The organism is Bacteroides sp. HF-4919 (assembly GCF_018860125.1).
In genome coordinates this window covers 284587-310696 of sequence record NZ_JAHKNF010000003.1, presented here as the reverse complement: position 1 = coordinate 310696, position 26110 = coordinate 284587, and the positions used below count along the sequence as shown (strand labels likewise).

Annotated in this window: 23 protein-coding genes and 1 tRNA gene; 11 read left to right on the top strand and 13 right to left on the bottom strand. The window is 47.9% G+C overall.

Features of this window, described 5'->3' with window-relative positions; translation table 11 throughout:
• Positions 1-67: 67 nt before the first annotated feature.
• From KO473_RS07430 to KO473_RS07415, 4 genes are all read right to left on the bottom strand, one after another.
• Positions 68-832 (bottom strand): CDGSH iron-sulfur domain-containing protein, encoded by a 765-nt coding sequence (locus KO473_RS07430; RefSeq protein ID WP_044300211.1) that lies wholly within the window; start codon positions 830-832, stop codon positions 68-70.
• Between the two features lie 84 nt (positions 833-916).
• Positions 917-1651 (bottom strand): TIGR02757 family protein, encoded by a 735-nt coding sequence (locus KO473_RS07425; RefSeq protein ID WP_122130570.1) that lies wholly within the window; start codon positions 1649-1651, stop codon positions 917-919.
• Between the two features lie 131 nt (positions 1652-1782).
• Positions 1783-5016: a S41 family peptidase gene (locus tag KO473_RS07420; protein ID WP_122130569.1), complete on the bottom strand. Its 3234-nt coding sequence runs from the start codon at positions 5014-5016 to the stop codon at positions 1783-1785.
• A 153-nt stretch (positions 5017-5169) separates the two neighbouring features.
• Positions 5170-5242, bottom strand: a tRNA-Gly gene (locus tag KO473_RS07415).
• Between the two features lie 66 nt (positions 5243-5308).
• On the opposite strand from KO473_RS07415, the gene cobU reads away from it, so the two are divergent.
• From cobU to cobC, 4 genes are all read left to right on the top strand, one after another.
• Complete coding sequence (cobU, locus tag KO473_RS07410; protein ID WP_005820360.1) at positions 5309-5920, top strand: bifunctional adenosylcobinamide kinase/adenosylcobinamide-phosphate guanylyltransferase; 612 nt, start codon at positions 5309-5311, stop codon at positions 5918-5920.
• An 11-nt stretch (positions 5921-5931) separates the two neighbouring features.
• Positions 5932-6969: a nicotinate-nucleotide--dimethylbenzimidazole phosphoribosyltransferase gene (gene cobT, locus KO473_RS07405; RefSeq protein ID WP_122130891.1), complete on the top strand. Its 1038-nt coding sequence runs from the start codon at positions 5932-5934 to the stop codon at positions 6967-6969.
• Positions 6970-6980: 11 nt separating this feature from the next.
• Entirely contained in the window at positions 6981-7724 is a 744-nt protein-coding gene (locus tag KO473_RS07400) for an adenosylcobinamide-GDP ribazoletransferase (protein ID WP_005820364.1), read from the top strand.
• A 138-nt stretch (positions 7725-7862) separates the two neighbouring features.
• On the top strand, positions 7863-8453 hold the full coding sequence (gene cobC, locus KO473_RS07395; RefSeq protein ID WP_005820366.1) for an alpha-ribazole phosphatase: 591 nt from the start codon (positions 7863-7865) through the stop codon (positions 8451-8453).
• On the opposite strand, the gene cbiB is transcribed toward cobC, so the two are convergent.
• Genes cbiB through KO473_RS07380 form a run of 3 tightly spaced genes read right to left on the bottom strand, consistent with a single transcriptional unit; the run spans position 8386 to position 11870 of the window.
• Positions 8386-9342 carry an adenosylcobinamide-phosphate synthase CbiB gene (cbiB, locus tag KO473_RS07390; RefSeq protein ID WP_181996069.1) on the bottom strand — a complete coding sequence of 319 codons (957 nt, stop codon included), beginning with the start codon at positions 9340-9342 and terminating at the stop codon, positions 8386-8388. The two genes, cobC and cbiB, sit on opposite strands and share 68 nt — an antisense overlap.
• A 34-nt stretch (positions 9343-9376) precedes the next feature.
• A complete protein-coding gene (cobD, locus tag KO473_RS07385) occupies positions 9377-10390 on the bottom strand; it encodes a threonine-phosphate decarboxylase CobD (RefSeq protein WP_005820370.1) in 1014 nt (337 codons plus the stop codon).
• Positions 10383-11870, bottom strand: a complete 1488-nt coding sequence (locus tag KO473_RS07380; RefSeq protein ID WP_005806321.1) for a cobyric acid synthase — start codon at positions 11868-11870, stop codon at positions 10383-10385. The genes cobD and KO473_RS07380 overlap by 8 nt, the downstream gene beginning before the upstream one ends.
• A 1132-nt stretch (positions 11871-13002) precedes the next feature.
• Here KO473_RS07380 and KO473_RS07375 point away from each other — a divergent pair.
• The 7 genes from KO473_RS07375 (at position 13003) to KO473_RS07345 (ending at position 20203) form a co-directional block, all read left to right on the top strand.
• Positions 13003-13794 (top strand): hypothetical protein, encoded by a 792-nt coding sequence (locus KO473_RS07375; protein ID WP_005820372.1) that lies wholly within the window; start codon positions 13003-13005, stop codon positions 13792-13794.
• A 702-nt stretch (positions 13795-14496) separates the two neighbouring features.
• Positions 14497-14844: a hypothetical protein gene (locus KO473_RS07370; protein ID WP_005820374.1), complete on the top strand. Its 348-nt coding sequence runs from the start codon at positions 14497-14499 to the stop codon at positions 14842-14844.
• On the top strand, positions 14841-15164 hold the full coding sequence (locus KO473_RS07365; RefSeq protein WP_005777957.1) for a type II toxin-antitoxin system RelE/ParE family toxin: 324 nt from the start codon (positions 14841-14843) through the stop codon (positions 15162-15164). Before KO473_RS07370 ends, KO473_RS07365 begins: the two co-directional genes overlap by 4 nt.
• Positions 15165-15247: 83 nt before the next feature.
• Complete coding sequence (locus KO473_RS07360) at positions 15248-16696, top strand: TolC family protein (protein ID WP_005820376.1); 1449 nt, start codon at positions 15248-15250, stop codon at positions 16694-16696.
• A gap of 15 nt (positions 16697-16711) precedes the next feature.
• The gene (locus KO473_RS07355) at positions 16712-17710 is read left to right on the top strand and encodes an HlyD family secretion protein (protein WP_122130889.1); all 999 of its coding nucleotides are present in this window, start codon (positions 16712-16714) and stop codon (positions 17708-17710) included.
• A gap of 146 nt (positions 17711-17856) precedes the next feature.
• Positions 17857-19029, top strand: a complete 1173-nt coding sequence (locus KO473_RS07350; protein WP_032537408.1) for an ABC transporter permease — start codon at positions 17857-17859, stop codon at positions 19027-19029.
• On the top strand, positions 19013-20203 hold the full coding sequence (locus KO473_RS07345; protein ID WP_122130887.1) for an ABC transporter permease: 1191 nt from the start codon (positions 19013-19015) through the stop codon (positions 20201-20203). Before KO473_RS07350 ends, KO473_RS07345 begins: the two co-directional genes overlap by 17 nt.
• Here the strand turns inward: KO473_RS07345 and KO473_RS07340 are convergent.
• From KO473_RS07340 to KO473_RS07315, 6 genes are all read right to left on the bottom strand, one after another.
• Positions 20166-22070: an ATP-binding protein gene (locus KO473_RS07340; protein ID WP_122130884.1), complete on the bottom strand. Its 1905-nt coding sequence runs from the start codon at positions 22068-22070 to the stop codon at positions 20166-20168. The two genes, KO473_RS07345 and KO473_RS07340, sit on opposite strands and share 38 nt — an antisense overlap.
• A gap of 36 nt (positions 22071-22106) precedes the next feature.
• Positions 22107-22679, bottom strand: coding sequence for a cob(I)yrinic acid a,c-diamide adenosyltransferase (locus tag KO473_RS07335; protein WP_032537088.1), 573 nt, complete (start codon positions 22677-22679; stop codon positions 22107-22109).
• Complete coding sequence (locus KO473_RS07330; RefSeq protein WP_032537089.1) at positions 22679-24013, bottom strand: cobyrinate a,c-diamide synthase; 1335 nt, start codon at positions 24011-24013, stop codon at positions 22679-22681. Before KO473_RS07330 ends, KO473_RS07335 begins: the two co-directional genes overlap by 1 nt.
• Positions 24014-24084: 71 nt before the next feature.
• Positions 24085-24819: a DUF6064 family protein gene (locus tag KO473_RS07325; protein WP_005820389.1), complete on the bottom strand. Its 735-nt coding sequence runs from the start codon at positions 24817-24819 to the stop codon at positions 24085-24087.
• A 33-nt stretch (positions 24820-24852) separates the two neighbouring features.
• Positions 24853-25338 carry a threonine/serine exporter family protein gene (locus KO473_RS07320; protein ID WP_005777972.1) on the bottom strand — a complete coding sequence of 162 codons (486 nt, stop codon included), beginning with the start codon at positions 25336-25338 and terminating at the stop codon, positions 24853-24855.
• Positions 25335-26102 (bottom strand): threonine/serine exporter family protein, encoded by a 768-nt coding sequence (locus KO473_RS07315; protein ID WP_005806347.1) that lies wholly within the window; start codon positions 26100-26102, stop codon positions 25335-25337. The genes KO473_RS07320 and KO473_RS07315 overlap by 4 nt, the downstream gene beginning before the upstream one ends.
• Positions 26103-26110 lie beyond the last annotated feature (8 nt).

Sequence of the window (26110 nt, the reverse complement as noted above, 5' to 3'; positions counted from 1 at the left end):
GCAGTTCATAAACAAGCCGGTTTATCGATTGACAACCGGCTTATTTATGATTTTTCAGAAAGCAGAATCACCACTTCTTGCCTTTTTCTTCCAACGGAAGTCCGTCACTGAATCCCATGGAAGCATGCGTACCGTCGCAAAACGGTTTATTGGACGACTGTCCGCAACGGCACAAAGTCACCCTGTTCCTGATTGTATAGCTTTTGCCATCCGCACTCTCTATGCGGATACCGCCTTTTACCCAAATAGGTCCGCTCACTCTGATTCCGGGATCCTCAATAATACCGATAGAGGGCTCAAAAGGCGGTTCGAAGACTTTTTGCGTCTCTTTGTCCCAAACGACGAGCCGCCCGGCAGGACAATGGCCAGCCTCTCGACGGACAAGTTCACGCTCTTCTTCCGTTTCAGCGAGTTGTACCAGATTCCAGATTCGGCCGCGTGCATCGCAGAAACGGGCAAAAGCACAATACTTTTCGTTATCGGCAAGCACCATGGCAGGGCCTTCCAATTCCTCGGCTTCTTCAAGTAACGGACGTTTGTTATTGGTTTCATTAGAGTCCCAATCGGTGGCACGCTTATGAGAACCGTCACAGAAGGGTTTATGGCGGGAATGCCCGCAACGGCACAGAGCTACCGGAGTGGCCGAACTGTCGAAACTCAGCCCGCGTTGATACACCCACGAAGAACCTTCTTCATTGGGAAGAATAATTTCCTGGTCAATGGGAGGATTACCATAAACAAGATAAGGGCCGTCAGGAGTTATTTTGATATAATACTTCTCGGGTGCTTGCCGACTGCCCTCTTCTACTAAAACTTCTTCTTTCTTAGTCATAATTTTACGCCATAAGGAGGTTTAACATATCCTTTATCGCTTAAAGAACAGATAGTCAAGCTAAAAAGTTTCTTATAACACCGTCTAACTTCTTACGGATTCGTTGATACCAAACCCGAAAAGTGCAAAGTCTCCCTTCACCGGATCATCCGGCCATATCTCCCGCAATGCATCGGTAATACAACGCGCAGTCTTCAGACATTTACGTGCATCGGTCAGTCCAAGATCGACTGAAATGCGATGCACATGCGTGTCGAGAGGAATAATCAGATCCGAAGGATCAAAACTCCGCCAGATACCCAGATCCACAGGAGAATCCCGACGAATCATCCAGCGCAGGAACATACACATCTTTTTCGCTTCGGAGGCACTTGCCAAAGCAGGCATCCCATTGATATGTCCGAACACGGATTGCAGTCTTTCCAACGGAGTACCCCAAGAAAGCGAATGGCACAAATGTGACTCCAGGTCTTCATGTTCCTGATAGGCCGCATACAAAGCCTGACAAAGTAAATAGAAATCGTTCCAGGAATAATAACGATAGAAGCTGGTTTTTACTCCTCGATATTTCTTCCACTCCTCATTAAGTATATACCGGTAAGGAGCATTCGAGAACAGTTCACGGTCAATCCGGTCGCCACTTTTGATAATAGCTTTCCGGTTTCCGGTAGCAATCCAAGAGACTACCAGGGCAGAGATCTCAATATCGGCCTTGCTGGTATAACGATGTGGAAACTGTATAGGGTCGTCCATAATAAATTCGGCTACCTCGTATTTATCTGCCAAAAATGCAAGTTTATTCTTTAGTTCCTGTTTCATAAACGTTAGAAGGTATGTACCAAAAAGAAACACCACAGATTACGCGGTTCTATACAGAACTCTGATAATGAGTCTGTAAAAGTACGTGGAATCTGTGGTGAAAACCTCTTACTGCAATCTCAGTAAGTTTTTTATTTACTAAAATCTCTCGGAGCAGGTACCGGAGCCAATGGTTTACGGTCTTGAAGCTGTTTCATAACCTCTTCGATGGCTCTGTTCAGCTGTTGATCCTCTCCATTCCACTCTTTCACCGGATCATTATCGATCAGGATATCCGGGTCCACACCATGGTTTTCGATAATCCATTGTCCCGTCTTCGGGTCATAACTGGTAAAGAACGGAACACGTATGTCTGTTCCATCCATATATGGCAATGAACCACTAATGCCGACAATACCTCCCCAGGTACGCGTACCTATCAACTTACCCAAGCCAAGTGCGCGGAAGCCCCACGGGAACAGGTCGCCATCTGAAGCGGAGTATTTATTAATCAAACAAACCTTCGGTCCCACCTGTACAGCATCAGGCACTGTTCCCACATGGCTGGTACCTCTACCCATAGTCAGGCGATAAGGTTCACGGGAAAGACGTTCCAGGATCATTGGTGAAACATTACCTCCACCATTGGCACGATCATCAATAATCAACCCTTCTTTATCAAGTTGCGGATAGAAATAGCGGGCAAACTCGTTCAAGCCTTCCGGTCCCATATCCGGAATATAAATATATCCGATACGTCCGTTGGAAGCCTGGTCCACTTTCTTTATATTATCCTGTACCCAATTGTAATGTATCAAAGGATATTCATTGGCAAGCGGACTGACCACAACCTTACGTGCTCCGGAAAGCTGAGGTTTGGCATTCAACGAAATTTCAGTAGGTATCTCTGCTTTACCCACCAGTAAAGAATACATATCTTTAACTGTATTGGTCGGCACACCGTCAATAGCTACGATGTACTCTCCTACTTTCACATCAACCCCCGGTTCCGTAAGCGGAGAGCGTAGCTCTTTGCTCCAAGATGCTCCGGGGAATATCTTCTCCAGACGGAAAAAGCCACTCTTGTCGCGGGTAATCTCCGCACCAAGCAAACCGGTATTGATCCGTTTGGGCTGTTCCGTTTCTCCCGGATTGACATAAGCATGCCCACAGTTCAATTCACCTATCATCTCACCGATAATGTAATTCAGGTCTAAACGAGTTTTAACGTAAGGCAGCAAGACCGCATATTTTTCTTTAATTGCTTTCCAATCTACACCGTGCATGCTCTCCTGATAGAATCCGTCACGATAGGCACGCCAAGCTTCATCAAAGATTTGTGCCCACTCTTTCGGATAATCCACAGTAATCTTCATATTGCTTAAATTGACCGGAGTGGTCAGTTCTGTCTTACCCGAAGGAAGATTGGTCACATAAATCTGACGGCCTTTAAAGAAAAGTGCCTTCTTACCATCGTAAGTAACATCCATCGAAGCTCCATCGGCAATCGATTCCTCTTTCTGACTTGCCAAGTCATACATTTTCGTACCACCACGTCCCCAGTAGTACACCTTGTTGCCATCCGAATAGAAGTTACCATAATAAGACGGAGACAAGGGCAATCGAACAATGCGATCGGTAATGCCATCCGGATCGAACTTCACCAACGAAGCATCAGCCACTTCCTTTTTATCTGCCGGTTTCTTATCCCCGCTTTTGGGTGTAGCATTAGATGCAGCCACTTCCGCATCTTTCTGCATGAAAGGAGACGATGTATCTTTAGACAGCAAAGCGATGTACACACCATACATATTATTATATACATGGTTCCATTCCAATGATCCGTAAGTCGGATTAAAATCACGGGCAGAAGAGAATATCAGATACTTTCCGTCGGCACTGAACACCGGAGAAGAAGAGTTATACCATTTGTCGGTCACCGGATATTCTTTCTTTTCCGCAATATTGTAGACATATACGACATTGATTTCATTTTTACCCATCCGTGTATAAGTCAACCACTCACTGTCCGGAGAGAAAGTAACTCCACCCGGCACTCCCATCGGATCTTGCAATAATAATGAAACTTTCCCGGAAGCCACATCCAGCAGATTAACTCGGTTCTTACGATCCATATACACTATCTTCTTAGAATCCGGACTCCATTTAAAGCCACGGATATATGTATCGTTCTTATGGGTTAACTGCATCGGTTCGCCACCTGCCGCATTCTGCAGATAAAGTTCGGTTTCGCCTGTAGCATCAGAGATATAAGCAATCTGTGTTCCGTCCGGTGACCACTGTGCGTCACGGTCGTGAGCTCCCGGCGAACGAGTTATATTTTTTGTAACCCCTTTCTCTACCGGCAGATTGAATACTTCACCCCGGCTTGTCACTACCATTCGTGCTCCATCCGGCGACAGACTGGCCGCAGTCACATAATTCGCTCCGTCTTTCAAATCGGTACGGGCATAGATGTTATCCGAAGCCAGTGTAATGTTTACCTTTTCAGCCTTCCGGGTAGCGGCATCCATCTTATAAATATATCCACCGTTCTCAAAGACAATGGTATTTCCACTGGCACTTGGGAACTTCACATCATACTCAGTGAAATCAGTTACCTTGGCAGTCTGTTTAGTCTTCGTATTGTATACAAAGATATTCATGATGCGGTCACGATCGGAAAGGAAAAAGATTTCATCGCCAATCCACATCGGAAAAATGTCTTGAGCTACATTATTGGTAATGTTTTCCACTGTTTTGCTGTTCGGATTATACACCCAGATATCATCCGCCATACCGCCTTTATAATACTTCCAGGTACGAAATTCGCGCATCACCCGGTTGTATGCCAATTGTTTTCCGTCCGGTGAGTAACTGCAAAATCCGCCCTCCGGAAGAGGAATTGCTTCTGACAATCCGCCTTCCTTGTCCACTGTAAACAGTTTGCCGGAAAATCCATCACTGATACGGTTACGGTATACGATGCGCTGTCCGTCCGGTGTCCAGGTCATGACAATGTTATTGGGTCCCATACGGTCACCCAGGTCATCGCGGCTATTGGTAGCCGTATAGGTAACTCGTAACGGTTCACCCCCTGTCGCAGGCATGGTATACACTTCTGTATTTCCATCATACTGTCCGGTGAATGCAATCGTTTTGCCGTCCGGAGAAAACCGGGGAAACATTTCGTATCCCACATGGGAAGTCAGACGCTGTGCCTCACCTCCCGCAGCAGGCACTTTATACAAATCGCCCGCATACGAAAATACGATCTCCTTTCCGTTCGTAGCAGGAAAACGCAGTAATCGTGCTTCTCCCGCAGCCGATAACAGTACAGGAGCCCCCGCCAGAACGAAGATAGATAAGATTAGTTTCTTATTCATGTGATTATCTATTAAAATTGATTCACAAAGGTAAGAAAAGAACAAAGAGTGAAAGAGGAAATACACAAAAAAACCGCAGATTCCATCATTCTTTTCTCACAAAAAGATCAAGGGAACCTGCGATATTTACTTTTGACTTGAAAACATGAATTGAGCGGTAGGCGAGGGTCGAACTCGTGACCTGCGGCTTGGGAAGCCGCCGCTCTGCCAACTGAGCTACTACCGCAATATAATTGCTTCCGTTTTGTAAAGCAGTGCAAAGATAAATATTGTTTCTGAAATACCCATGGCAATGGCACAATATTTTGCATCCGGGAACGGAAATATAAAATATTACCGTACATTTGCTAACCGAAAATACACAGATAGATTCATGAAACAGATCATACTTATCACCGGAGGGGCCCGTTCGGGCAAAAGCAGCTATGCCGAACGGTTAGCATTATCTCTCTCCCCCAATCCGGTCTACCTGGCCACCTCACGCATCTGGGACGAAGAGTTCCGTCAACGGGTGTTACGTCATCAGGCCAACCGGGGACCAGAATGGACCAACATAGAAGAAGAAAAGGAACTGAGCCGCCATTCTTTGCAAGGGCGTGTAGTGCTGATCGATTGCGTAACACTCTGGTGTACCAATTACTTCTTCGACCTTGAAGCGGATACAGACAAGGCACTCGTCGCCATAAAAACCGAGTTTGACCGGCTGACAGAACAGGAAGCCACCTTTATCTTCGTCACCAACGAGATCGGCATGGGAGGCACCTCAGAGAGCCTTATACAACGAAAGTTCACCGATATGCAGGGGTGGATGAACCAGTATATTGCCACCCGGGCCAATCAGGTCTTATTAATGGTATCGGGCATTCCCGTAAAAGTAAAAGATGAAAAACAAACGATAGACTAACCCTATATAAAATGAAAACATTTCAAATCACCAGACCGGACGAAACAATCCGGGAAGCATTGACTGACAAAATAAACAATCTGACCAAGCCCAAAGGTTCTCTGGGAACACTTGAAGAACTGGCTTTGCAAATCGGGCTTATCCAGCAGACACTGACTCCCACGCTGAAATGTCCGCAGAACATTATATTTGCAGCCGATCATGGCATTGTCGACGAAGGTGTCAGCCTCTCTCCCAAAGAGATCACCTGGCAGCAAATCAGCAACTTCCTTCATGGAGGGGCAGGTGTCAACTTCCTCTGCCGCCAACACGGATTCGAATTAAAGATCGTGGATGCCGGAGTGGATTACGATCTGCCTTACGACAGGGGAATTATCAATATGAAAGTACGCAAAAGTTCACGCAACTACCTGCATGAAGCGGCCATGACGGAAGAAGAGATGGACTTGTGTATAGACCGTGGGGCAGAGATAGTCCGCCGGTGCCACGCCGAAGGATGCAATGTGCTCTCCCTGGGTGAAATGGGAATCGGCAACACTTCATCCTCCTCTATGTGGATGACCTGCTTCACCCGTATTCCCCTCGAACAATGCGTCGGCGCCGGAAGCGGACTCGACAATGCCGGAATCCGTCATAAATACAGCGTATTGCAGCGGGCACTGGACAATTATCAGGGAGACGGAAGCGTACGCGATCTGATTCGTTACTTCGGCGGCCTGGAAATGGTAATGGCGGTAGGTGCCATGCTTCAGGCAGCCGAACTGAAAATGATTATCCTGGTGGACGGATTCATCATGACAAACTGCATCCTCGCGGCATCCCGGCTTTACCCTGAAGTAATGCACTACGCCATCTTCGGCCATCAGGGAGACGAGATTGGACACAAGCTTCTGCTTGATGCCATGGGAGCCAAGCCGTTATTGAATCTGGGTTTGCGCCTTGGAGAAGGGACCGGAGCCATCTGCTCCTATCCTATCGTAGACTCTGCGGTGCGGATGATCAACGAAATGGACAACTTTGCGCATGCGTCCATCACCAAATACTTTTAAAGAAGCCCCACATGAATATATTAGCAGCATTTATCTTTTTCACCCGTCTCCCCTTCTGGCGCATCCGGGAAGTTCCGGCAGAATGTTTTAAGCACGTGGTGCCTTACTGGCCCCTTTCAGGATGGCTTACGGGCGGCATCATGGCGGGGGTACTCTGGTCGGCCGCACAGGTTCTCCCCTTCACCGTTGCCGTATTGCTGGCACTTATCAGCCGATTGTTGATTACAGGCGCATTGCACGAAGACGGGCTGGCGGATTTCTTTGACGGATTCGGCGGAGGAACCAGCCGGGAACGTATCCTCTCTATTATGAAGGATTCGCACATCGGCAGTTATGGGGTCATCGGATTGATCGCATACTTCTTCCTGCTATGGAATCTCCTGACAAGCCTTCCTCTCTCCTTCGCCTGCTCTGTACTGATTGCAGGCGACACTGTGAGCAAGTTGACTTCATCACAGATCATTAACTTCCTGCCTTACGCACGGAAAGAAGAAGAGAGCAAGGCGAAGGTGGTTTATAATAGAATGTCGCAAGGAGAATTTGCTTTCGGACTTTTATGCGGAATACTTCCTTTGACGCTCCTGCTTCCGTACAGGTATTGGATTGCCATTATATTCCCGCTGGCAGTGTTGTATCTACTATACAGGCTGATGAAACGAAAGTTACAAGGGTATACAGGCGATTGCTGCGGTGCACTGTTCCTTTTAAGCGAACTGTCCTTCTACCTGGGGGTAGTTATTCTTATATTCATATAGTTTGACTCACCACAGAGTAACACAGAGTTCCACTGAGATGATTTATCTCTTAAACATCTTATAAACAAGAATTTAAAAACCGGTGATACTCTGTGTTACTCTGTGGTGAATCAAACTCATACTTAAACCAACAAGATCATGGAAATCATATTGATCCGACATACCTCTGTCGATGTTCCCAGAGGCGTCTGTTATGGCCAGACCGATGTTCCCTTACGGGATAGTTTTAAAGAAGAAGCCACAATCACGGCTCAACAGTTGCAGGATGATGTGTTTGATGCCGTATTCACAAGTCCTTTGAGCCGCTGCACCCGTCTGGCAGAGCACTGTGGCTATCCGGATGCCATTCGTGATGCCCGTCTGAAAGAACTGGACTTCGGTGAATGGGAAATGAAGGAGTTCGACAAAATAGATGATCCGCGACTGCAAGAGTGGTATGACGACTATTTCCATGTGGCAGCCACAGGCGGAGAATCGTTTATAATGCAACTTCAACGGGTCTCCGAATTTCTGGATGAAGTGAGCAGGCAAAAGTACGGGCGCGTGGCTGTCTTCGCACATGGCGGAGTACTGATTTGTGCACAGATCTATGCAGGAACATTAAAGATGGAAGATGCTTTCGGCGCACTGACACCTTACGGTGGAATAGTCCGGCTGCAACTTAACCCAAAGACAGCAGAACAGTCAGCCACACCAACGCGACCATCAACGTCTCTGCCTTCTGATTGACGGATACCGCTTTCCTCATATCCGCTGTTGTCAATACCCGTTCGTTATCACCGATGAACGGTTTCCATACCTCCTCCCCGAAGTAATAATGCGGACCGCCGAACCGGCAATTCAGGATACCTGCCAATGCCGCCTCCGGATAACCGGAGTTGGGACTGGCATGGCGACTGCCGTATTTACCCACAAACCTGAATAAAGAAAGCCGTCCGCTGACGATTATCATCAACAGAGCCGTCAGGCGGGCAGGAATGTAATTGGCGACATCATCTATCCGGGCCGCTATACAGCCGAACTGACGATAGTGCTCGTTTCGGTAACCAATCATCGAGTCGAGCGTGTTCACCATCTTATACGCCATCATGCCGGGTACTCCCAGCACAGCATACCAGAAAAGGGGTGCAATCACTCCGTCACTCAGATTTTCCGCCAAGGTTTCCAAAGCCGCCGTGCGCACTTCCTGCGCAGATAAAGCAGAAGTATCCCGCCCCACGATACGCCCCACCTGTCGGCGTCCCTCGTCCAACGAACGGTCCACCGCCTCGAAAACCATCCGGACCTCACGTATCAACGTCGTTCCGGCCAGGCAGCAGAATATCAGCAGGGTCTTTATCAGAGCCGTCAATACAATGGAATACTCTTCGGTCACCCTGAGAAAGAAGAAAGTAAAAAGATAGACTCCCGCAATCAGCACTGCCGATACCAGCCCACCTTTCCAAACGCGGGCACTCCCCACATTCATCGACTTTTCTCCCCAAGCTATCAGTTTGCCGAATCCCACCACAGGATGCGGCAACCAGGCAGGGTCTCCCAACCAGCGATCCAGCAGCCAAGCCAAAGGCAAGGGGGACAGCCGGCAGAAATATACAAGGCAAACAAACCAAAAAAACATCTCGTCCATACTCTGATACATCCTTAATCTGTCATTATTCCGCCATCCACTTCGCAATGGCCCTCACCAGTTCATCATTCTCTTCCGGTGTCTGGGTGGCAACTCGGAAGAAACGTTCGTCCAGCCCTTCGAAGTTGGAAGCATCACGAATCAGAATTCCTTCTTCACGGGCCAGATACTCTTTCAAGGCAGCAGCTTTACCGAATCGCAAACAAACCAGCATAAAGTGCGTATCGGTAGGCCATACTTCCAGTCCGCCTATCGCTTCAAGCGAACTTTTCAGACGGGCACACTCTGCCAGATAGTCCTTCATGGAGAGAGCTTCCGGAATGCCCTCGGAAAGCAGGTAGAGACCTGCCTCGATGGCAAGCTGATTGACCGACCAAGGCATGCGGTTCGTACGCAGACGGGCCATCAGCCCCGGCTGCGCAGTTACGTATCCCAGACGGAGCCCCGGTATGGCATATCGCTTGGTCATGGAATGCAAGAGGATCACATTAGGAAATCCGGCAGCTTCACGTGCGGTGAAGAGTTCCTCCAACGTAAAGTATTCATACGACTGATCGATCACGAAGCAAACCTGCGGATGTTTCCTGATCAGTTCGGTCAGGAGCTCTTTACCATGCACCTCTCCTGTCGGATTATTCGGGTTGCAGAGCCATACCATACGCACGTCCTCCGGCACTGCCTCCAGCGTATACAGGGATGTGACCCTATGCCCGTGCATGCGGCAGGCATCGGCATATTCGCTGAACGTAGGCATCAGGATGGCCGTATTCGTCCCCCGGAAGGTTTGCGCTATCAGATAAATGGCTTCTGTGGCACCATTCGTCACGCAAACCGAAGCGGCAGGCAAAGCGTGACGGTCGGCCAGACGGGCCTCTAATGTATAAGGTTCCGGTTCGGGATAAGCAGAAATGGTGGAGATACGCCCGCACAAATGCGTCCGCAACCCGTCAAGGTTTACCTTATTATATACGTTCGAACTGAAATTACTCCGTATCGGGCGGAGGTATTTATAAGAATCGTCTCCGTGTCCTTCAATCATTGTCTGTCAATATTTGATAGATAAGCGGCAGGTCGACATGCTTGCGGACGTGGGCTGCCAGTTTATCGTATTGTTCTTCTTTAAACGCTTTATAGTCGAAAGTGGTCTCCTTCAGCTTATCGGCGAAAGGTTCCAGCAGATAGTCGATGACCGAAGGATTGTCGAGAATGCCATGTACGTATGTCCCCATACAGGTACGGTCGGCAAGATATCCGTCCTCCCTTCCGTCTGCCAGATGGTTGAGTGGCGAAGCGGGAACATCGGCAAGGGGCGTCGTTGTGCCCATGTGTATCTCGTATCCTTCACAGGTCTCGCTGCCTTCAAGAAAATGAAAACGTACCTGCCGCGTAATCTTTTCCCCCTGCATACGAGTGCTGACGGGCAATAATCCCAATCCCGGCAAGCGTTCTATCTCACCTTCCACATGATCGGGATCGCAAACCTCCTGCCCCATCAACTGGTAACCTCCACAAATGCCCATTACCGTGGCACCTTCGCGGTGGGCACGGACGATGGCCTGCGCCACTCCGTTGCGGCGCAACTCATACAGATCGGACAAAGTGCTTTTCGAACCGGGCAACAGGATGATATCCGCTTTCATCAACTCGTCCGTATTGTTGGTGTAGAACAGGTGTACACGCGGATCGCGCTCCAATACATTGAAGTCGGTAAAGTTACTTAAATGCCGGAGCAGCACTACGGCCACATTCACTTTGCCTTGTCCGGCACGGATATTCTTGGTCTGAAGCATCACCGAGTCTTCTTCCTCAATATAGATATCTTTATAGTAGGGCACCACCCCAACCACCGGAACACCACAGAGATCTTCCAGCATCTTTACCCCCGACTCGAAAAGACGGATATCTCCACGGAATTTATTAATCAATATCCCCTTGATATGCTTCCGCTCTTCCGGCCGAAGCAGCATCACCGAACCGTAAACACTGGCAAACACTCCTCCACGGTCTATATCCGCCACGAGAATCACATCTGCTCCGGCATGCATAGCCATAGGCAGGTTCACCAGATCGCTGTCACGAAGATTGATCTCGGAGATGCTCCCCGCCCCCTCCATCACTACCGGATTATATCGGGCAGCCAAACGGTCGAATGCGGCATGAACCTCTTTTCGCAATTCCTCCCGCCCTTCACGGCGGAAATATTCGTAAGCATTCCGGTTACCGATGGGGCGCCCGTTGAGCACCACCTGTGAAGTATGATCGGACGATGGTTTCAGTAGCAACGGGTTCATATCCGTATGGCAAGGCACGCCTGCGGCCTCGGCCTGCACAGCTTGTGCCCTTCCTATTTCAAGTCCCTCGGGAGTGGCATATGAATTTAATGCCATGTTCTGTGCCTTGAATGGCGCCGGATGATAACCGTCTTGCAGGAATATGCGGCAAAAAGCTGCGGCAATGATGCTTTTACCCACATCACTACCGGTTCCGGCCAACATTAAAGGGTGTAAATTCTTATTCATATCGTGTTTGTCACGTTAATGGGCGACAAACTTAGTGAAAATATTCGGGGGGGACAAGTGGGGGTATCAAAAACTCACCACAGAGAACACAGAATAACACAGAGAGGGGGTGTGTCGAAACTCGTATTCACAACAAATTTATACAGATAAGTATCATTAGTTATCAACAGATTAAGTTTGCTCTATGGAACTCTGTGTTACTCTGTGGTGAATAATGACACATCCCCAATCCATGCAGAGTGCTTCCATGCGGAAGTCATAACAGTCTCAACTTTCTTGTCACATTCTTTGCTATTCCCACAAGATTCTTTATCTTTGTCACTTAAAAGCCGAAGAGAAATGCGGCATATTGAAACGTTTTTTGCGGAAAGAAAAGTACCAAATTTAATTAATGCATAAAAACAAGAACTTCAATAAATCAGTTTCATACGTGCGACGTAGGGTCGGGCGTGTGAACATATTTATGAAGTTCTAGGTATTGGTACTACCTCTTTCCGCGTAAATATGAACTCAGCGCCCGACTTCTTATATATTAAGGTATACATAAGGATGTGGACGTTCATAAGAATGACAGGCCAATCAAAAAGGTAGTCGATCGTGTAAACATATTTATTAAGTTCAGGGGTATTGGTAGTACCTTTCATCCGATAAATATGAACTCAGCGCTCGACTTCTTATATATAAAGAGGTATACATCAAGATATAAGCATTTATAATAATCAGAAAAGCATAAACAGCCCCCTTATTGACTGGTAACCTCCTCACTGAGGTGTAGTTTCCCTAAACTTTCTTGTCACATTCTTTGCTATTCCCACAAGATTCTTTATCTTTGTCACTTGAAAGCCGAAGAGAAATGCGGCATATTGAAACAATTTTGCAGACGAAGAAAGTACCAAATTAATTTAATGCAAAAACTGTATATCAATAAATCTGTTTCATGCGTACGACGTAGGGTCGGGCGTGTGAACATATTTATTATATACAGGGGTATTGGTACTACCTTTCGTCTGGATAAATATGAACTCAGCGCCCGACTTCTTATATATATAAGGTATACATAAGGATGTGGACGTTCATAATAATCAGAAAGGTATGAACAGACCAATCAAAGAAGTAACAAGGAGGGGCAGGCATGGCTAACTGGATAACCCTCAAACAACTGTCGGAGAAACGCGGTATTGCCGAATCCGACCTCCGCACATGGGCAAACTTGGGATATATCGCTTCATCGAGGATAGAGAACGTCCTAATGATTGATGACGAAAGCCTGGCCCAATATCTTGATGTTCACCAGACCAAAGATTTAGGTGAGAATTATCTGGAAAAGATCATCAAAGAAAAGGAACTGGAACGTGAAGTACTCCTCTCACAATGTGACGACGAACTATTTCTATTGAAAACCCAGAAACTACACCAACCGCTTTTCCATATCCTCATTCAGGAACTCGGTCAGTTGATTACGGACGATCACGAACGGGAAATATTCCTTTCCGTCTCCAGTGGCGAACCCATCGCACGGGTGGCGAAACGTAACAAAATGACGTATGCACGAGTGGCGACTTACTATAGTTCCATCCTCCGGACTCTGGGCGAACATAAGGGGCGAATCGCCACATTTCGCAGTCGGACGATGGAACTGATGTTCGATAAATGCAATACGGTCACACCCGTAAATACTCCCCTATCAAACCTTGTCGGCGCGCATGCCTATAATGTTTTATATGGAGAGATGGGATTCAGGACAGTACGCGACCTTCTGCAATACACCACCCAGAACGGATGGCAAAGCCTGAGACGCTTCAAGGGCATGGGACTGGTTACGTATAAGAGTGTGATGAACGCACTAAGGGATGCCAACTTCATCATTGTCCGCAAAGACGGAAACATCGAGCTGTCACCAGAGATCGCTGCGCTGGTAATATAAAAAAGATAGAACCGAGTATCCCGAAGGGAATTGAGACAGACACAAAGTACCCTTTTATCAAAATGATAATCCAAACGCTTCAGATTCGCTTTTTCCCGTACAAAGTACCAAGGATGGGCAAAAATCGCCGTATTTTCGCATCAAGAGAATACCGTTAGAAACCAATACATCAATTACGAGAACAAAAGGATACCTATTTTGCATTATCGTTTAACAACAGAAACAAAAACCAATAAAATATCATATTTTTATCAATCATCAACCTATCACTCTACGAAAGCAACCAGAGAAATAGGACCACTGTTTTCACTCCCAAACAAGAACAATATATGTAATGGAAGAAAACATATAGAGATATTGGGCAAAACTCTTATTCATTTTTGAAAAACGCAACCGTCTTTCGGAGCAAATGCTTACTTCTTTTAGTCGAAATGCCGGCTCTTCAAGGTGAAAACGCCGGCTCTTCCTCCTCCCAAGCCCGGCTTTCCGGGCGAAGAAGCGGAAAGTTCCGGGACATTCTCTCCTATATGGGCAAGAAGATGAAAAGGGATAGTTAGCGGAAAAGGCCATTAGCCGTCTTTTTGATTCCGAAAACGTTTTATAGACATCAATTAGGCAAATGAAATTAATTCTGAACGGAACCTTATTCGCTATCAATTAATTTATTATCTTTGTATTCATACTAAAAAAACAAGACGCATTATGAAGGAGTCTAAAAAATACAAGCAACAAGAAGAGGAAACAACCAAAATATCCGAACCGGTAGTAGCTTACAATAGTATGGCTTATCTTGAATTGGAAGCAGAGAAAGCAGAATTGATCCGGACTATTGCCAATATAGACAGCAAAGAGATCATCGACAAAGTGAAGCAGAAACTTCACGATGTGCTCGGTTTGAGAGAGAAAACTGCTGTTAAGAAAGCAGCTCCCTGCCAGCTCACAGAAGATGAAATTAAAGAAGAAATAGAACAAGCAATAGATGAAATACAACAAGGACAAATCATCAGCAGCCAAGAAATGCACACTACTTTTAAACACTATCTATTATGATGAAGATAGCATGGACAATTCAAGCACAAAGAAGGGTTATTGAAATTTTAGAATACAGCCAACAAGAGTTTGGTAACAAAGCAACCGATCGCCTGGCAAGAACCATTGAACAAAAAACATTGCAACTAATCAATAACCCATTCCGAGGACCTGTAGAACTGATACTTGCCAAAGAGAAAAAGATTAGCTGCCGATACTTACTCGTAAATCCTTATAAAATTATATATTATGTAGATGAAAAGGAAGAAAGCATATACATCGTAACTTTGTTCCATACTCACCAACATCCTTCAAAGTTGGACAAAGAAGTCGAATTATAAAGACGGCATTCCCTTACATTTTCTGAACAAACCTCCCCCCTCGTCTGTTACAAGGACTCATAAACCTAAACCGTAACAGACGTATGGAAAAAAAGAAAATACCTGTCGCGCTGATGATAGCGGCAGAAATACTCTTATACAGCAACACCGTTCTGGCGCAAAGCCTCCCTCCCACGCGGGAAACTTCGCAGCAGCAACTCAGCTTTGATGAAGCGTTGCAACTGCTGCACAAGGGCAACCAAAGCCTCAAGATAGCCGACAAAGGTATCGACATAGCCCGTGCCGAACGGGGAAAGCTCAATGCCTTCTGGATGCCCAGCCTGCAATCGACGGGCGCATTTGTGCACCTTTCCGAAAAGATCGAAGTGAAACAACCTCTTTCCCAGTTCACCGATCCGGCCAAAGACTTTGTACATACCATCCTGCCGGATGATAAGATCATATCGTCCATACTCGACCAGATTGGTACGAACACACTTATTTTCCCGTTGGCGCCGCGTAACCTGACCACTGTAGACCTCACCGCCGAATGGGTGCTCTTTGCCGGAGGCAAACGTATTCATGCCACCAAGATAGGTAACACAATGATAGACCTCGCCCGTGAAAACCGGGCACAGGTAGACGCCACGCAGCGCACGCTGCTTGCCGAAAGTTATTACGGCCTGCGCCTGGCGCAGGAAGTCGTCAGTGTCCGCCGGGAATCGTACCAAGCACTGAAGCTCCATTACGAGAATGCGTTAAAGCTGGAGGCCACCGGCATGATAGACAAGGCGGCACGCCTCTTTGCCCAAGTCAACATGGACGAGGCACTGCGCGAGCTGGAAGCCGCCCGCAAGGAAGAGGCCGTGGTGCAACGTACGCTGAAAACCCTGCTCAATCTGGAAACAAGCGGAGACATCACACCTTCCTCTCCCCTGTTTATCAATGATACCCTACCTCCCAAGATGGAGTTTTTGCAGGTGGTAGGCATCAGCAACTACCTGCTCAACCAACTGAACCTTCAGGAACACATGGCCAAGCAACAGGTCCGGATAGACCAGAGCGGCTATCTGCCCAATATCGCCCTCTTCGGTAAGCAGACGCTTTACTCTCATGGCATACAAAGCAATCTGCTGCCTCGCACCATGGTCGGCATAGGTTTCACCTGGAACCTTTTCGACGGACTGGAACGGGAGAAGCGGATCCGGCAATCGCGCCTGACCCAACAGACTCTCGCATTGGGGCAGGAGAAAGCACGTGACGATCTTTCCGTCGGAGTGGACAAACTGTACACCGGTCTGCAAAAGGCGCTTGATAACGTGCGGGCACTGAACACTACCATCGAGTTGAGCGAAGAATTGGTGCGGATGCGGAAAAAAGCCTTCGCCGAGGGAATGGCGACTTCAACAGAAGTAGTAGACGCAGAAACTCTGCTATCGAAAACAAAGGTGGCCAGACTGGCAGCCTACTACGAGTATGACGTAACCCTGATGAATCTGCTGGCACTCTGCGGCATACCGGAACAATACTCGAACCTGCAAAATAATCAATAAAACAATAATAAAGAGATGGAGAAGTCAGAATCTAAAAAAGGCAGAACCTTAAGCATCGCCTTCATCGCCGTACTTGTGGCAGTAGCCTTGTTCACTGCCATCGGAATGATTGCCATGCGCCGCCAGCCCCTGATCCTGCAAGGTCAGGCCGAAGCAACCGAAATCCGTATCAGCGGCAAACTGCCGGGACGCATCGACACCTTCCTGGTGGACGAAGGCGAGTGGGTGAAACAGGGTGATACGTTGGTGGTCATCAACAGTCCCACCGTAGAGGCGAAATACCGCCAGGTGGACGCATTAAAGCAAGTGGCTGTAGAGCAAAACAAGAAGATAGATGCCGGAACCCGCCGGCAAATCATAGCTACGGCGCAGCAACTGTGGAACAAAACCCAGAGTGACCTGGCACTGGCACGGACAACGTATAACCGCATCCTCACCTTATACAAGGACAGCGTGGTCACCTCTCAACGCAAGGACGAGGTAGAAGCCATGTATAAAGCGGCTCAGGCAGCCGAGCGTGCGGCCTACGAACAATACCAGATGGCAGTGGACGGGGCGCAGAGTGAAGATAAAGCTTCGGCCCGCTCCATGGTAAACGCGGCCAACAGCACGGTCGATGAAATTTCATCACTGCTGGTGGATGCCCGCCTGATTGCGCCGGAAGACGGGCAGATAGCAACTATCTTCCCCAAACGGGGCGAACTTGTGGCACCGGGCACTCCGATCATGAATCTGGTAGTGATGGACGACGTGCATGTCGTTCTCAATGTAAGGGAGGACCTGATGCCAAACTTCCGCATGGGAGGTACATTCATTGGAGACGTGCCGGCCCTCGCCGAAAAGGGAATCGAGTTTAAAATCTACTATATCAGTCCGCTGGGGAGTTTTGCCACCTGGAAGTCGACCAAACAAACAGGAAGCTACGACTTACGGACTTTCGAGATCCACGCCCGCCCTACCCGGAAAGTGGAAGGGTTGCGTCCGGGGATGTCGGTATTGGTGGAGATCAAATAGAGAATAGAAATGAATACGATTCACCACAGAGGACACAGAGGGCACAGAGAAAATATATTTTTCTCTTTAATATTCTATAAACAGAAAATTTAAACTCTGTGCCCTCTGTGTCCTCTGTGGTGAATCAAACTCAAAAACCAATCATTATGCAACAATCCCCTATCACCCGTGTCGTACAACGTGAGTGGCGACGGATGACCTCACGGCGCCTTTACTTCGGCGTCTGCCTGGTGCTTCCGCTATTCACGCTTTTCTTCATGGCTACCATATTCGGCAACGGACAGATGGAGAACATCCCCATCGGCATTGTCGACCAAGACAATACGGCCACCTCGAGGGATATTACCCGGCGGATGTCTGCCGTACCCACCTTCCGGGTGGTTCGTCACTTCGTCGACGAAGCCGAAGCACGCAAAGCGGTACAGCAGAAAGAAATATATGGTTACCTTTCCATTCCTCCACGCTTTGAGCAAGATATGATATCGGGACAGGACGCTACGTTGAATTATTATTATCACTATGCACTGCTCTCGGTGGGAGGCGAGCTGATGGCCGCCTTCGAAAGCTCGCTTGCTCCCGTAGCCCTCTCACCTATCGTGATGAAGGCCGTGGCACTGGGCGTAAACGAACAGCAGATAGAAACCTTCCTGCTCCCCGTACAAGCCAACAATCACCCGATTTACAATCCATCGCTGGACTACTCGGTCTACTTGAGCCAGCCCTTCTTTTTCGTACTCTTCCAGGTGCTGGTACTGCTTATCACGGTATATGCGGTGGGGAGCGAAATCAAGTTCCGTACGGCCGGCGAATGGTTACAGGCGGCCGGGGGTGACATCACGATAGCCGTTATCGGCAAGTTGCTGCCTTATACACTTATTTTCAGCCTGATCGGCATACTGGGCAACTTTGTCATGTTCGGCATCCTGCACATACCTTTTCAAGGGAACTGGTTGCTACTCAATGGAATGACGGTACTTTTCATTATCGCCACCCAGGCACTGGCTCTGTTCATCTTCTCCCTGTTTCCTGCCGTGGCAATCATCATCAGTATCGTATCCATGGTCGGATCGCTGGGGGCTACCTTGTCCGGCGTCACCTTCCCGGTACTCAACATGTATCCGTTGGTGCGAGACGCCTCTTATCTGTTCCCCGTGCGCCATTACACCGAGATTACACAAACCATGCTCTACTATGGTGGCGGATTCATCCACCTATGGCCTTCGGCAGTGATACTTTGTATCTTCCCGCTATTGGCATTGGCGATGCTCCCCCACCTCAGACGAGCCATAATCAGTCGTAAATATGAAAATATCCGGTAAACTATCGCAGATTTCCTTCATCATCACACGTGAATTCCGTGCCATCAGCACCAGTTATGCCGTACTGTTGGTGCTGATGGGAGGTATCTTTGTTTATGGGCTGCTCTATAATTACATGTATGCTCCCAACATCGTGACCGACGCTCCCGTAGCAGTTGTCGACAACTCGCACAGCAGCCTTAGCCGCCAATACATCCGTTGGCTGGACGCCACGCCGCAAGTAGCCGTCTATGCACAGGCAATGGACTACCGGGAAGCCCGCGAATGGATGAAAGAAGGCAAAGTGCAAGGCATTCTGTATATTCCGCATGATTTCGAAACCCGCGTCTTTCAAGGACGGGAAGCAGTATTCTCGCTATACGCCACCACAGATGCCTTTCTCTATTTCGAGGCGTTGCAGGAAGCCACTTCACGCGTATACCTTGCCCTCAATGATGCCTACCGCATGGATGGTGCCGTATTCCTTCCTCCGCAGGGACTGCTTGCCGTAATGATGGCTAAACCTGTCAACATAGCAGGCACGGCACTCTATAACCACACCGAAGGGTATGGCTCCTATCTGATTCCGGCTGTCATGATGGTCATTATCTTTCAGACATTGCTGATGGTCATCGGTATGCTGACGGGCGACGAATATCAGCACCGTGCCACAGAGCCGTTACTTCCGGGATTCAGGACGACCGGTAAAAACGGGCTTTGGGGAGCGGCAACGCGCCTTGTGGCGGGAAAAACATTTGTATATTGCGGGCTTTATGCGATCTTTTCCATGTTCCTGCTCGGGCTGTTACCCCACTTCTTCAGTATCCCAAACATTGGGAACGGACTGTACATCACCGCCATGATGGTGCCTTACCTGATGGCAACCTCTTTCTTCGGGTTGGCCGCCTCGCGTTTCTTCACCGATTCGGAAGCCCCACTGCTGATGATCGCTTTCTTCTCGGTGGGACTGATTTTCCTGTCGGGAGTCTCCTATCCGTTGGAGCTGATGCCCTGGTATTGGCGTATGATGCACTACATCATCCCGGCCGCACCCGCCACTCTCGCCTTCGTCAAGCTGAACTCGATGGGGGCCGATATGGCAGACATACAACCGGAATACATCACCTTATGGATACAGGTCGTTGTTTATTTCGGACTTAGCGTGTGGGTATACAAGAAGAAACTGGAAGCGTAAACCAGAAGCGTGAGCCCTTCCCAAATTCGGAAGTGACACCGATACGTCCGCCCATCTTTTCGATAATGCTCTTGCACAAAGGAAGGCCGAGGCCCGTACCCTGTGCGAAACTGTCTACTTTCATAAAGCGGTCGAAAACTGCCGTCTGATTCTCAGCAGAGATACCGATGCCGGTATCTTCTACAAACATTTCAAGCTGCCGGGCGGCATCGATCTGGTAACCGATGGTGATAGTGCCCCGGTGCGTAAACTTAATCGCATTGCTCACGAAATTGGTAATCACCTGGTTCAAGTATCCGCTGTCGGCGTTGAACCAGGCATCGAGCGGTGAGTCTTCATCGATCCGTAACTCTACTCCTTCGGGTACTCTATCCTTCATCTTCTGTAGCATCATGGCACAGAACTGATAAAGATAAACAGGCTTCGGCACATACTCAAACGAACCTGCATCGATCTTAGAAAGGTCGATGATATCGGAGAACAGTTGCAGGAGCAATACGTTGTTTTTCTGTATGGTCTGGCGGAACTCTTCCTGCTCCGCCGGATCGTCCACTGTCATCAGAAGGTCGGAAAAACCGACAATGGCATTAAGCGGCGTACGTATTTCATGGCTGATATTTGCCAGAAAAGCGGACTTCAACCGGTTGGACTCTTCCGCTTTATCGCGGGCCGCCCTGAGCTCTGCCTCTGTTTCTTTCTGGACCGTTATGTCATAGTTCACCTCTACTAATTCCAGTCTCGGATCGGGCGACTGGTAGGCAGTCACCATGGAAGATTTATGTATCCAGTTCCATTCGTCCGAACCCTCTGCCCGGCGGATACGCAGATCACCGTCAAAGAAACGTTCCGTACCCGCTTTGGCCTTTTCATAGAAATCGAGTACCAACTTCCGGTCATCGGGGTGCATATGTGAGAATATACCGATAATATCTGCCAAAGGTGTATCATGGCTTTCTCCCAGATTCCTGTACCACTGGCGGATGGCGTATCCGGTGTGATCCAGCAGATTGATTTTCGCATATCCCACCTTGGAATAGTCGGAAATAATAGAGAAGAAGTTCTCAAAATCATGCACTTTGCTCAGTGCATGATTGCGTTCGGTATTATCTATATTCATCAGCAGATAGTTCGACAGATTCCCTTCCGCATCATAAAGCATCAGTGTCTGTACGTCCAAATCGGCCATCCCCCTCCGCTCTGACTGGAAAAATTTACATTCTTCATCGAAGTTATAATGCAAATAGAAACTACCGGGGCGGCCCGCCTGAAGACTTTCATGCATATCTTTAGTCACATTGGGACTCTCAAACAGACTCAGACCGATGATCCGGTTCTTGTCTGTAACGCCGAATATCTCAAGATTCCGATTATTGCAGTCCAGCAGCACCCCTTCTTTATTATATAGCTCGAGACCGACCGGAATATGATTGAATATATCATGAAACAGCTTCTCGCTACGTTGACTCCATACACACTGATCACCTTCTGCCGCCGGATTCTCTATCCGTTGACTATATCCGGTAACAATCAGTTGCCCTTGTTCATTTTCCTCTTCCATGCTCAGTGCACAATGCATCCAGAAGATGTTACCGTGGTTGGAAGATACGGGAAAGGTCTGTTCGAATACTCCTTTTTGGGGAATGGACATGAATTCGTCCGTGATGCGTTTACGATAGTCCCGGCGTACGGTGGACATTAATTCGTCTATGCTCAACAATTCACTGCTGACTTCCAGCGCCTTAAGCAGGGTTTCCGCAATAAGGCATTGTCCTGTGTTAAAGTTCACTTCCCACCATCCGATTTGTGCATCGGCACAAATCTTATTCAGTTTGGCTACATTGTCCAAAGGAGTTTTGCTAATCATTATGTTTGCTTTGTTTTGACAGAATTTGGGATAGGCCCCTTATTTTTTCTTTGTCTTATATGCGAACGACTGCCAGCGCTCTTCCGGCCAGTCCTGTTGTTGCATGTCATAGCGTGCCATAACAAAAAACAGGTCGGACAAGCGGTTAATAAAGCTCAGGATTTCTTCCGGGACGGCATCTTGCCGGTTCAAAGTCCAAAGACGGCGTTCTGCTCTTCGGGCAACTGTGCGGGCAAACTGCAATTGGGCAGAAACCGGTGTGCCTCCGGGCAGCAGGAAATAACCATTCTCTTTCAGCTCGGCCGTCATCGCATCCATTTCCTGCTCACAGAAGGTTGCCAGATGAGGTGATAGACTGTTCGGGTTCTTGTCGCGAATGGCCGACGGGGTCGCTACATGACTCATAACCACCATCAACTCCTGCTGGAGGGTATGCAGCAACCTTTGCCAATCATGTGTTTGCGGAAGCAATGAACGGATGATGCCGATCACCGCATTCAATTCATCGATGGTTCCGTTTGCTTCAATCCGGATATCGTCTTTTTCTACCCGTTCTCCACCATGAATACCGGTTGTTCCCCGGTCGCCGGTCCGTGTATAGATTCGTTTCATTATTCAAATAATTTAAGTAAATCAATCTCTCCCCAGTATAGATGCGTGTAACTGGCTATCACGTTTTTGTATCGGAACACAGGTGTACCGACAGGTATTCCCTTGGCATTGTATGCCTGAGTGACAGACTCCGGCAGTTCTTCCGTCTTCGGTTCGAATTGCGTATAGTGGAACTCGTGGCCGCGAAGATGCTGTCCGTTATAATCGAAAGACCGATACCCCAACGTCAAACGCCTATCAGCTTTACGGCTTGAAATATAGAAAGGAAATACCCCTGTTTGCGGTCCGGTCGCAATCCCCGGATGTTCCGGCCGGTCGAAGAGAATACCTTTAGAAAGGTAAATCATCCCTCCGCATTCGGCAAGCACGCGCCCGCCCGCCTCTACATAGTTACGGACAGACTGCATTCTTCGCCAAGCCCGACTCAGCCGGGTATGACATTTCTCCGGATAGCCTCCGGGAAGATAGAGCAGATCGGTTCCTTTCGGCAACGGACGATTGTGTTCAGGATTGAAAAAGGTAACGGTTCCCAAACGGCGAAGTATATCCAGATGTTCCTGATAGATGAAAGAAAAAGACTCTGCACTGCATGCCACGGATATTTTTAAATCTCCTTGTCGGAAAGTATCCGGAGTAGAAGGTATGGGGGCAGGAAGCATTGTCTCTTCAAGCAGGCGGGTATAGTCGATGTGTGTTTCCATTAAGGCGGTCAACTCCTCAAGTGCATCCGTCCCTCCCGAACGGCTGAAGTCCAACCCCAAGTAACGGGATTCCTGCACCAGATTCTCCCGCTTAGGCAAATATCCTAAACAGGAAATACCCAATTCGCTACATACTTCCTGTAGCATTTCGTAATGACGGGGAGACCCTACACGGTTAAAGATAACTCCCGCTATTCTTATCTCAGGACGGAAATGAAGGAAACCCGAAAGCAGAGGAGCCATCGAGTAGGCCGCCGACTTGGCATCGACTACCAATACGACGGGTAAATTCAGCAAGCGGGCTATTTCGGCCGAAGAACCCCGGTCACGGTCATATCCGTCATACATGCCCATCATCCCCTCCACAATACAGGCATCGGCCCCTGTGGCATAGCGGGCATAAAGTTCCCCCACATGCTCTGCCGAAGCCATAAAGGTATCCAGGTTAATGGAAGGACGCCCGCAAACTGCCGTATGATATTTGGTATCGATATAGTCGGGCCCGCACTTGAAAGGTTGTACTTTCAACCCTTTCTTTATCAATAGTGCCATTAATCCGCGACTGACCGTTGTCTTTCCGCTGCCCGAAGAAGGGGCTGCTATCAGAAACTGAGAAATCATCCTATACTCCATATTGTCAGTTTTTATCCTGCAAAGATACGGATATTTCTCTCTAAGGGTATATCTTTGTCTGTAAAAATGCGCTATGGCTGCTGGGTCGGCACCAGTTCCAGAAACATGGTCGTGGTCAGTAAAATCCCGATAGATACGCAGACAAGAATAAGTAACCAATTAATATATTTTGCTTTAGGCTTGGTATCGGCATGCAGATTGTTGAGGAAATACTCCCGGAAAAAGAGGTATAATGCGGGAATCGTTGCACTGGCCAGCAGAAAATCTTCCGGAATATTAAAGAAGTAAGTTTTCGACAAACCGATAAGAGACCAATGGCACAGGAACAATACCAGAAACATATTCACTTTGCGCGAGAATAACAGAAGCAGACCGATGGTGAAAACGGTTACCGAGCAAGGCATCACCGGCGATGTAATGCCGGGAAAAGCAAGTCCCCTTGCGACAGACACCAAAGGATATACGAATGGCAAAGCCAACAGCACGTACGAAAGCATATCGTATTTATGCGTACGCTCAAAAGTGGTATATCCGGTGACGGCATCCCACACCCATATCGTAGCCATAACAATCCAAAACACAGCCAATGCCCCGTTATAGCTGCGCTCGTCACAACAGATGGCATAGTATGCGATGGCAATCCACAAATACAGAAAAATCATATACAGTTTCATGCCCATCTTCACCCATGGACGGGGATTCTTTATTAGCATCACTGTCAGCAGCAAGCCGGCAACAATGATCAGCAACTGATAGATCCAGGTAGCAGAATTATAATACGCAATAGTTTTCCAGAATATCTCCATAAAATATAGATTCTTATTAAACAGATTAATTTATTAATGCCGCGTCAGGGAAAATGCTTTGTGAGGAAACAGGAACATGGGGAAAGTGGCTCCCACCGCCAACATAAAGATAACGGTACAGGTCACCAGTCCGTTGGCAAAGAATGTCTCCATGTATTTACCCAGCCGCTCCGGCTCGTTCATTGTTTGCAGACTCATAATCAGTGAAAACACCATGTTATAAGCAAACTTACCCGGAATCATCGGAAGCAATGCCGGTATATAGAGTACGGTCATCGGGCAATATACTTTCTGCCCGAGCCACAAGCTGCCGAAACCGATAATCAATGCTCCGAACAAAGAAGCCGTAGCAATATCCACCCCCAGAAAAGTCATCAGGCAATAACGGCAGGCATGTCCGGCAGCCGCAAGTAACGCAATCATCTTGAAAGCCCGCAACGGCGGATCGGATATAGCCCCAAAACCAATACCCGCAATTGCGGCAAAAAATCCATCGGAAAGAATATCTAAAGCTATCATATCAAACTGTTTTTAACCATTAACAATGTAAACGAAAGACCTATCGCAATGCTGACAATCAGCAGGGCAGCCTCCGTCAACCGGGCAAATCCCGTGAGGATATATCCTTCTACAATATCGATCACACCATTGATCAGCGGCACGCCCGGTACCAGATAAAGCACGCTGGTTGCAAGGGCTATCTCAGAGGTAGTGTCAAAAATAAGTGCTGTCGACGCACATAATGACGCAACAAAAGCGGAAACAATAAAAATGATATAATGATTTATTTTCTTCTTCTGCATCTGTTGCTTCAGGAAAAGTCCCGTGATAGTAGCCGAAAAGACAATGCTCATAGAAATGATATCACCACCAAACAACTTACAGAACGAAGCATTGGCGAATCCAACCAGCAAAAGCACAAACAACGGATCTATTTTCGGTGCCGATATAATTTTATTGAACTTGTCCGCCATCTCGTGTAAAGGCAGATGTTTGTCATAAACCTCCCAACTCAAAGCACTCAATTCAGAGTTGTGTTCAAAACTGATCGGATGGGCAGGAATATCAATTACTTCGTTACAGGCCTCACCCGTTTCGTTATCAATAATGGTCAGGATAATGTTTTTATGAAAAACACTCAACTTCACATCCACCCCATAGGCTTCTCCGATACGCTTCGAGTTACGGATGACACGTGAGGTGTGCACACCTGCTCCCATCAGATGGGCCGAATATCCGGCAATGAACTTGGATATGGAAATCAAAGATTCATTTGTAGTCATAATGCTCA

Bases quoted from the DNA above. Each gene is read 5' to 3' on its own strand.
- KO473_RS07400 (WP_005820364.1), top strand. From the start codon at position 6,981: ATGAATATATTAGCAGCATTTATCTTTTTCACCCGTCTCCCCTTCTGG.
- KO473_RS07320 (WP_005777972.1), bottom strand. From the start codon at position 25,338: ATGATAGCTTTAGATATTCTTTCCGATGGATTTTTTGCCGCAATTGCG.
- KO473_RS07330 (WP_032537089.1), bottom strand. From the start codon at position 24,013: ATGGAGTATAGGATGATTTCTCAGTTTCTGATAGCAGCCCCTTCTTCG.
- cobU (WP_005820360.1), top strand. From the start codon at position 5,309: ATGGCACAATATTTTGCATCCGGGAACGGAAATATAAAATATTACCGT.
- KO473_RS07425 (WP_122130570.1), bottom strand. From the start codon at position 1,651: ATGAAACAGGAACTAAAGAATAAACTTGCATTTTTGGCAGATAAATAC.
- KO473_RS07345 (WP_122130887.1), top strand. From the start codon at position 19,013: ATGAAAATATCCGGTAAACTATCGCAGATTTCCTTCATCATCACACGT.
- KO473_RS07370 (WP_005820374.1), top strand. From the start codon at position 14,497: ATGAAGGAGTCTAAAAAATACAAGCAACAAGAAGAGGAAACAACCAAA.
- cobT (WP_122130891.1), top strand. From the start codon at position 5,932: ATGAAAACATTTCAAATCACCAGACCGGACGAAACAATCCGGGAAGCA.
- KO473_RS07430 (WP_044300211.1), bottom strand. From the start codon at position 832: ATGACTAAGAAAGAAGAAGTTTTAGTAGAAGAGGGCAGTCGGCAAGCA.
- cobD (WP_005820370.1), bottom strand. From the start codon at position 10,390: ATGATTGAAGGACACGGAGACGATTCTTATAAATACCTCCGCCCGATA.
- KO473_RS07355 (WP_122130889.1), top strand. From the start codon at position 16,712: ATGGAGAAGTCAGAATCTAAAAAAGGCAGAACCTTAAGCATCGCCTTC.
- KO473_RS07315 (WP_005806347.1), bottom strand. From the start codon at position 26,102: ATGACTACAAATGAATCTTTGATTTCCATATCCAAGTTCATTGCCGGA.
- cobC (WP_005820366.1), top strand. From the start codon at position 7,863: ATGGAAATCATATTGATCCGACATACCTCTGTCGATGTTCCCAGAGGC.
- KO473_RS07360 (WP_005820376.1), top strand. From the start codon at position 15,248: ATGGAAAAAAAGAAAATACCTGTCGCGCTGATGATAGCGGCAGAAATA.
- KO473_RS07325 (WP_005820389.1), bottom strand. From the start codon at position 24,819: ATGGAGATATTCTGGAAAACTATTGCGTATTATAATTCTGCTACCTGG.
- KO473_RS07365 (WP_005777957.1), top strand. From the start codon at position 14,841: ATGATGAAGATAGCATGGACAATTCAAGCACAAAGAAGGGTTATTGAA.
- KO473_RS07420 (WP_122130569.1), bottom strand. From the start codon at position 5,016: ATGAATAAGAAACTAATCTTATCTATCTTCGTTCTGGCGGGGGCTCCT.
- KO473_RS07335 (WP_032537088.1), bottom strand. From the start codon at position 22,679: ATGAAACGAATCTATACACGGACCGGCGACCGGGGAACAACCGGTATT.
- KO473_RS07375 (WP_005820372.1), top strand. From the start codon at position 13,003: ATGGCTAACTGGATAACCCTCAAACAACTGTCGGAGAAACGCGGTATT.
- cbiB (WP_181996069.1), bottom strand. From the start codon at position 9,342: ATGTTTTTTTGGTTTGTTTGCCTTGTATATTTCTGCCGGCTGTCCCCC.
- KO473_RS07380 (WP_005806321.1), bottom strand. From the start codon at position 11,870: ATGAATAAGAATTTACACCCTTTAATGTTGGCCGGAACCGGTAGTGAT.
- KO473_RS07350 (WP_032537408.1), top strand. From the start codon at position 17,857: ATGCAACAATCCCCTATCACCCGTGTCGTACAACGTGAGTGGCGACGG.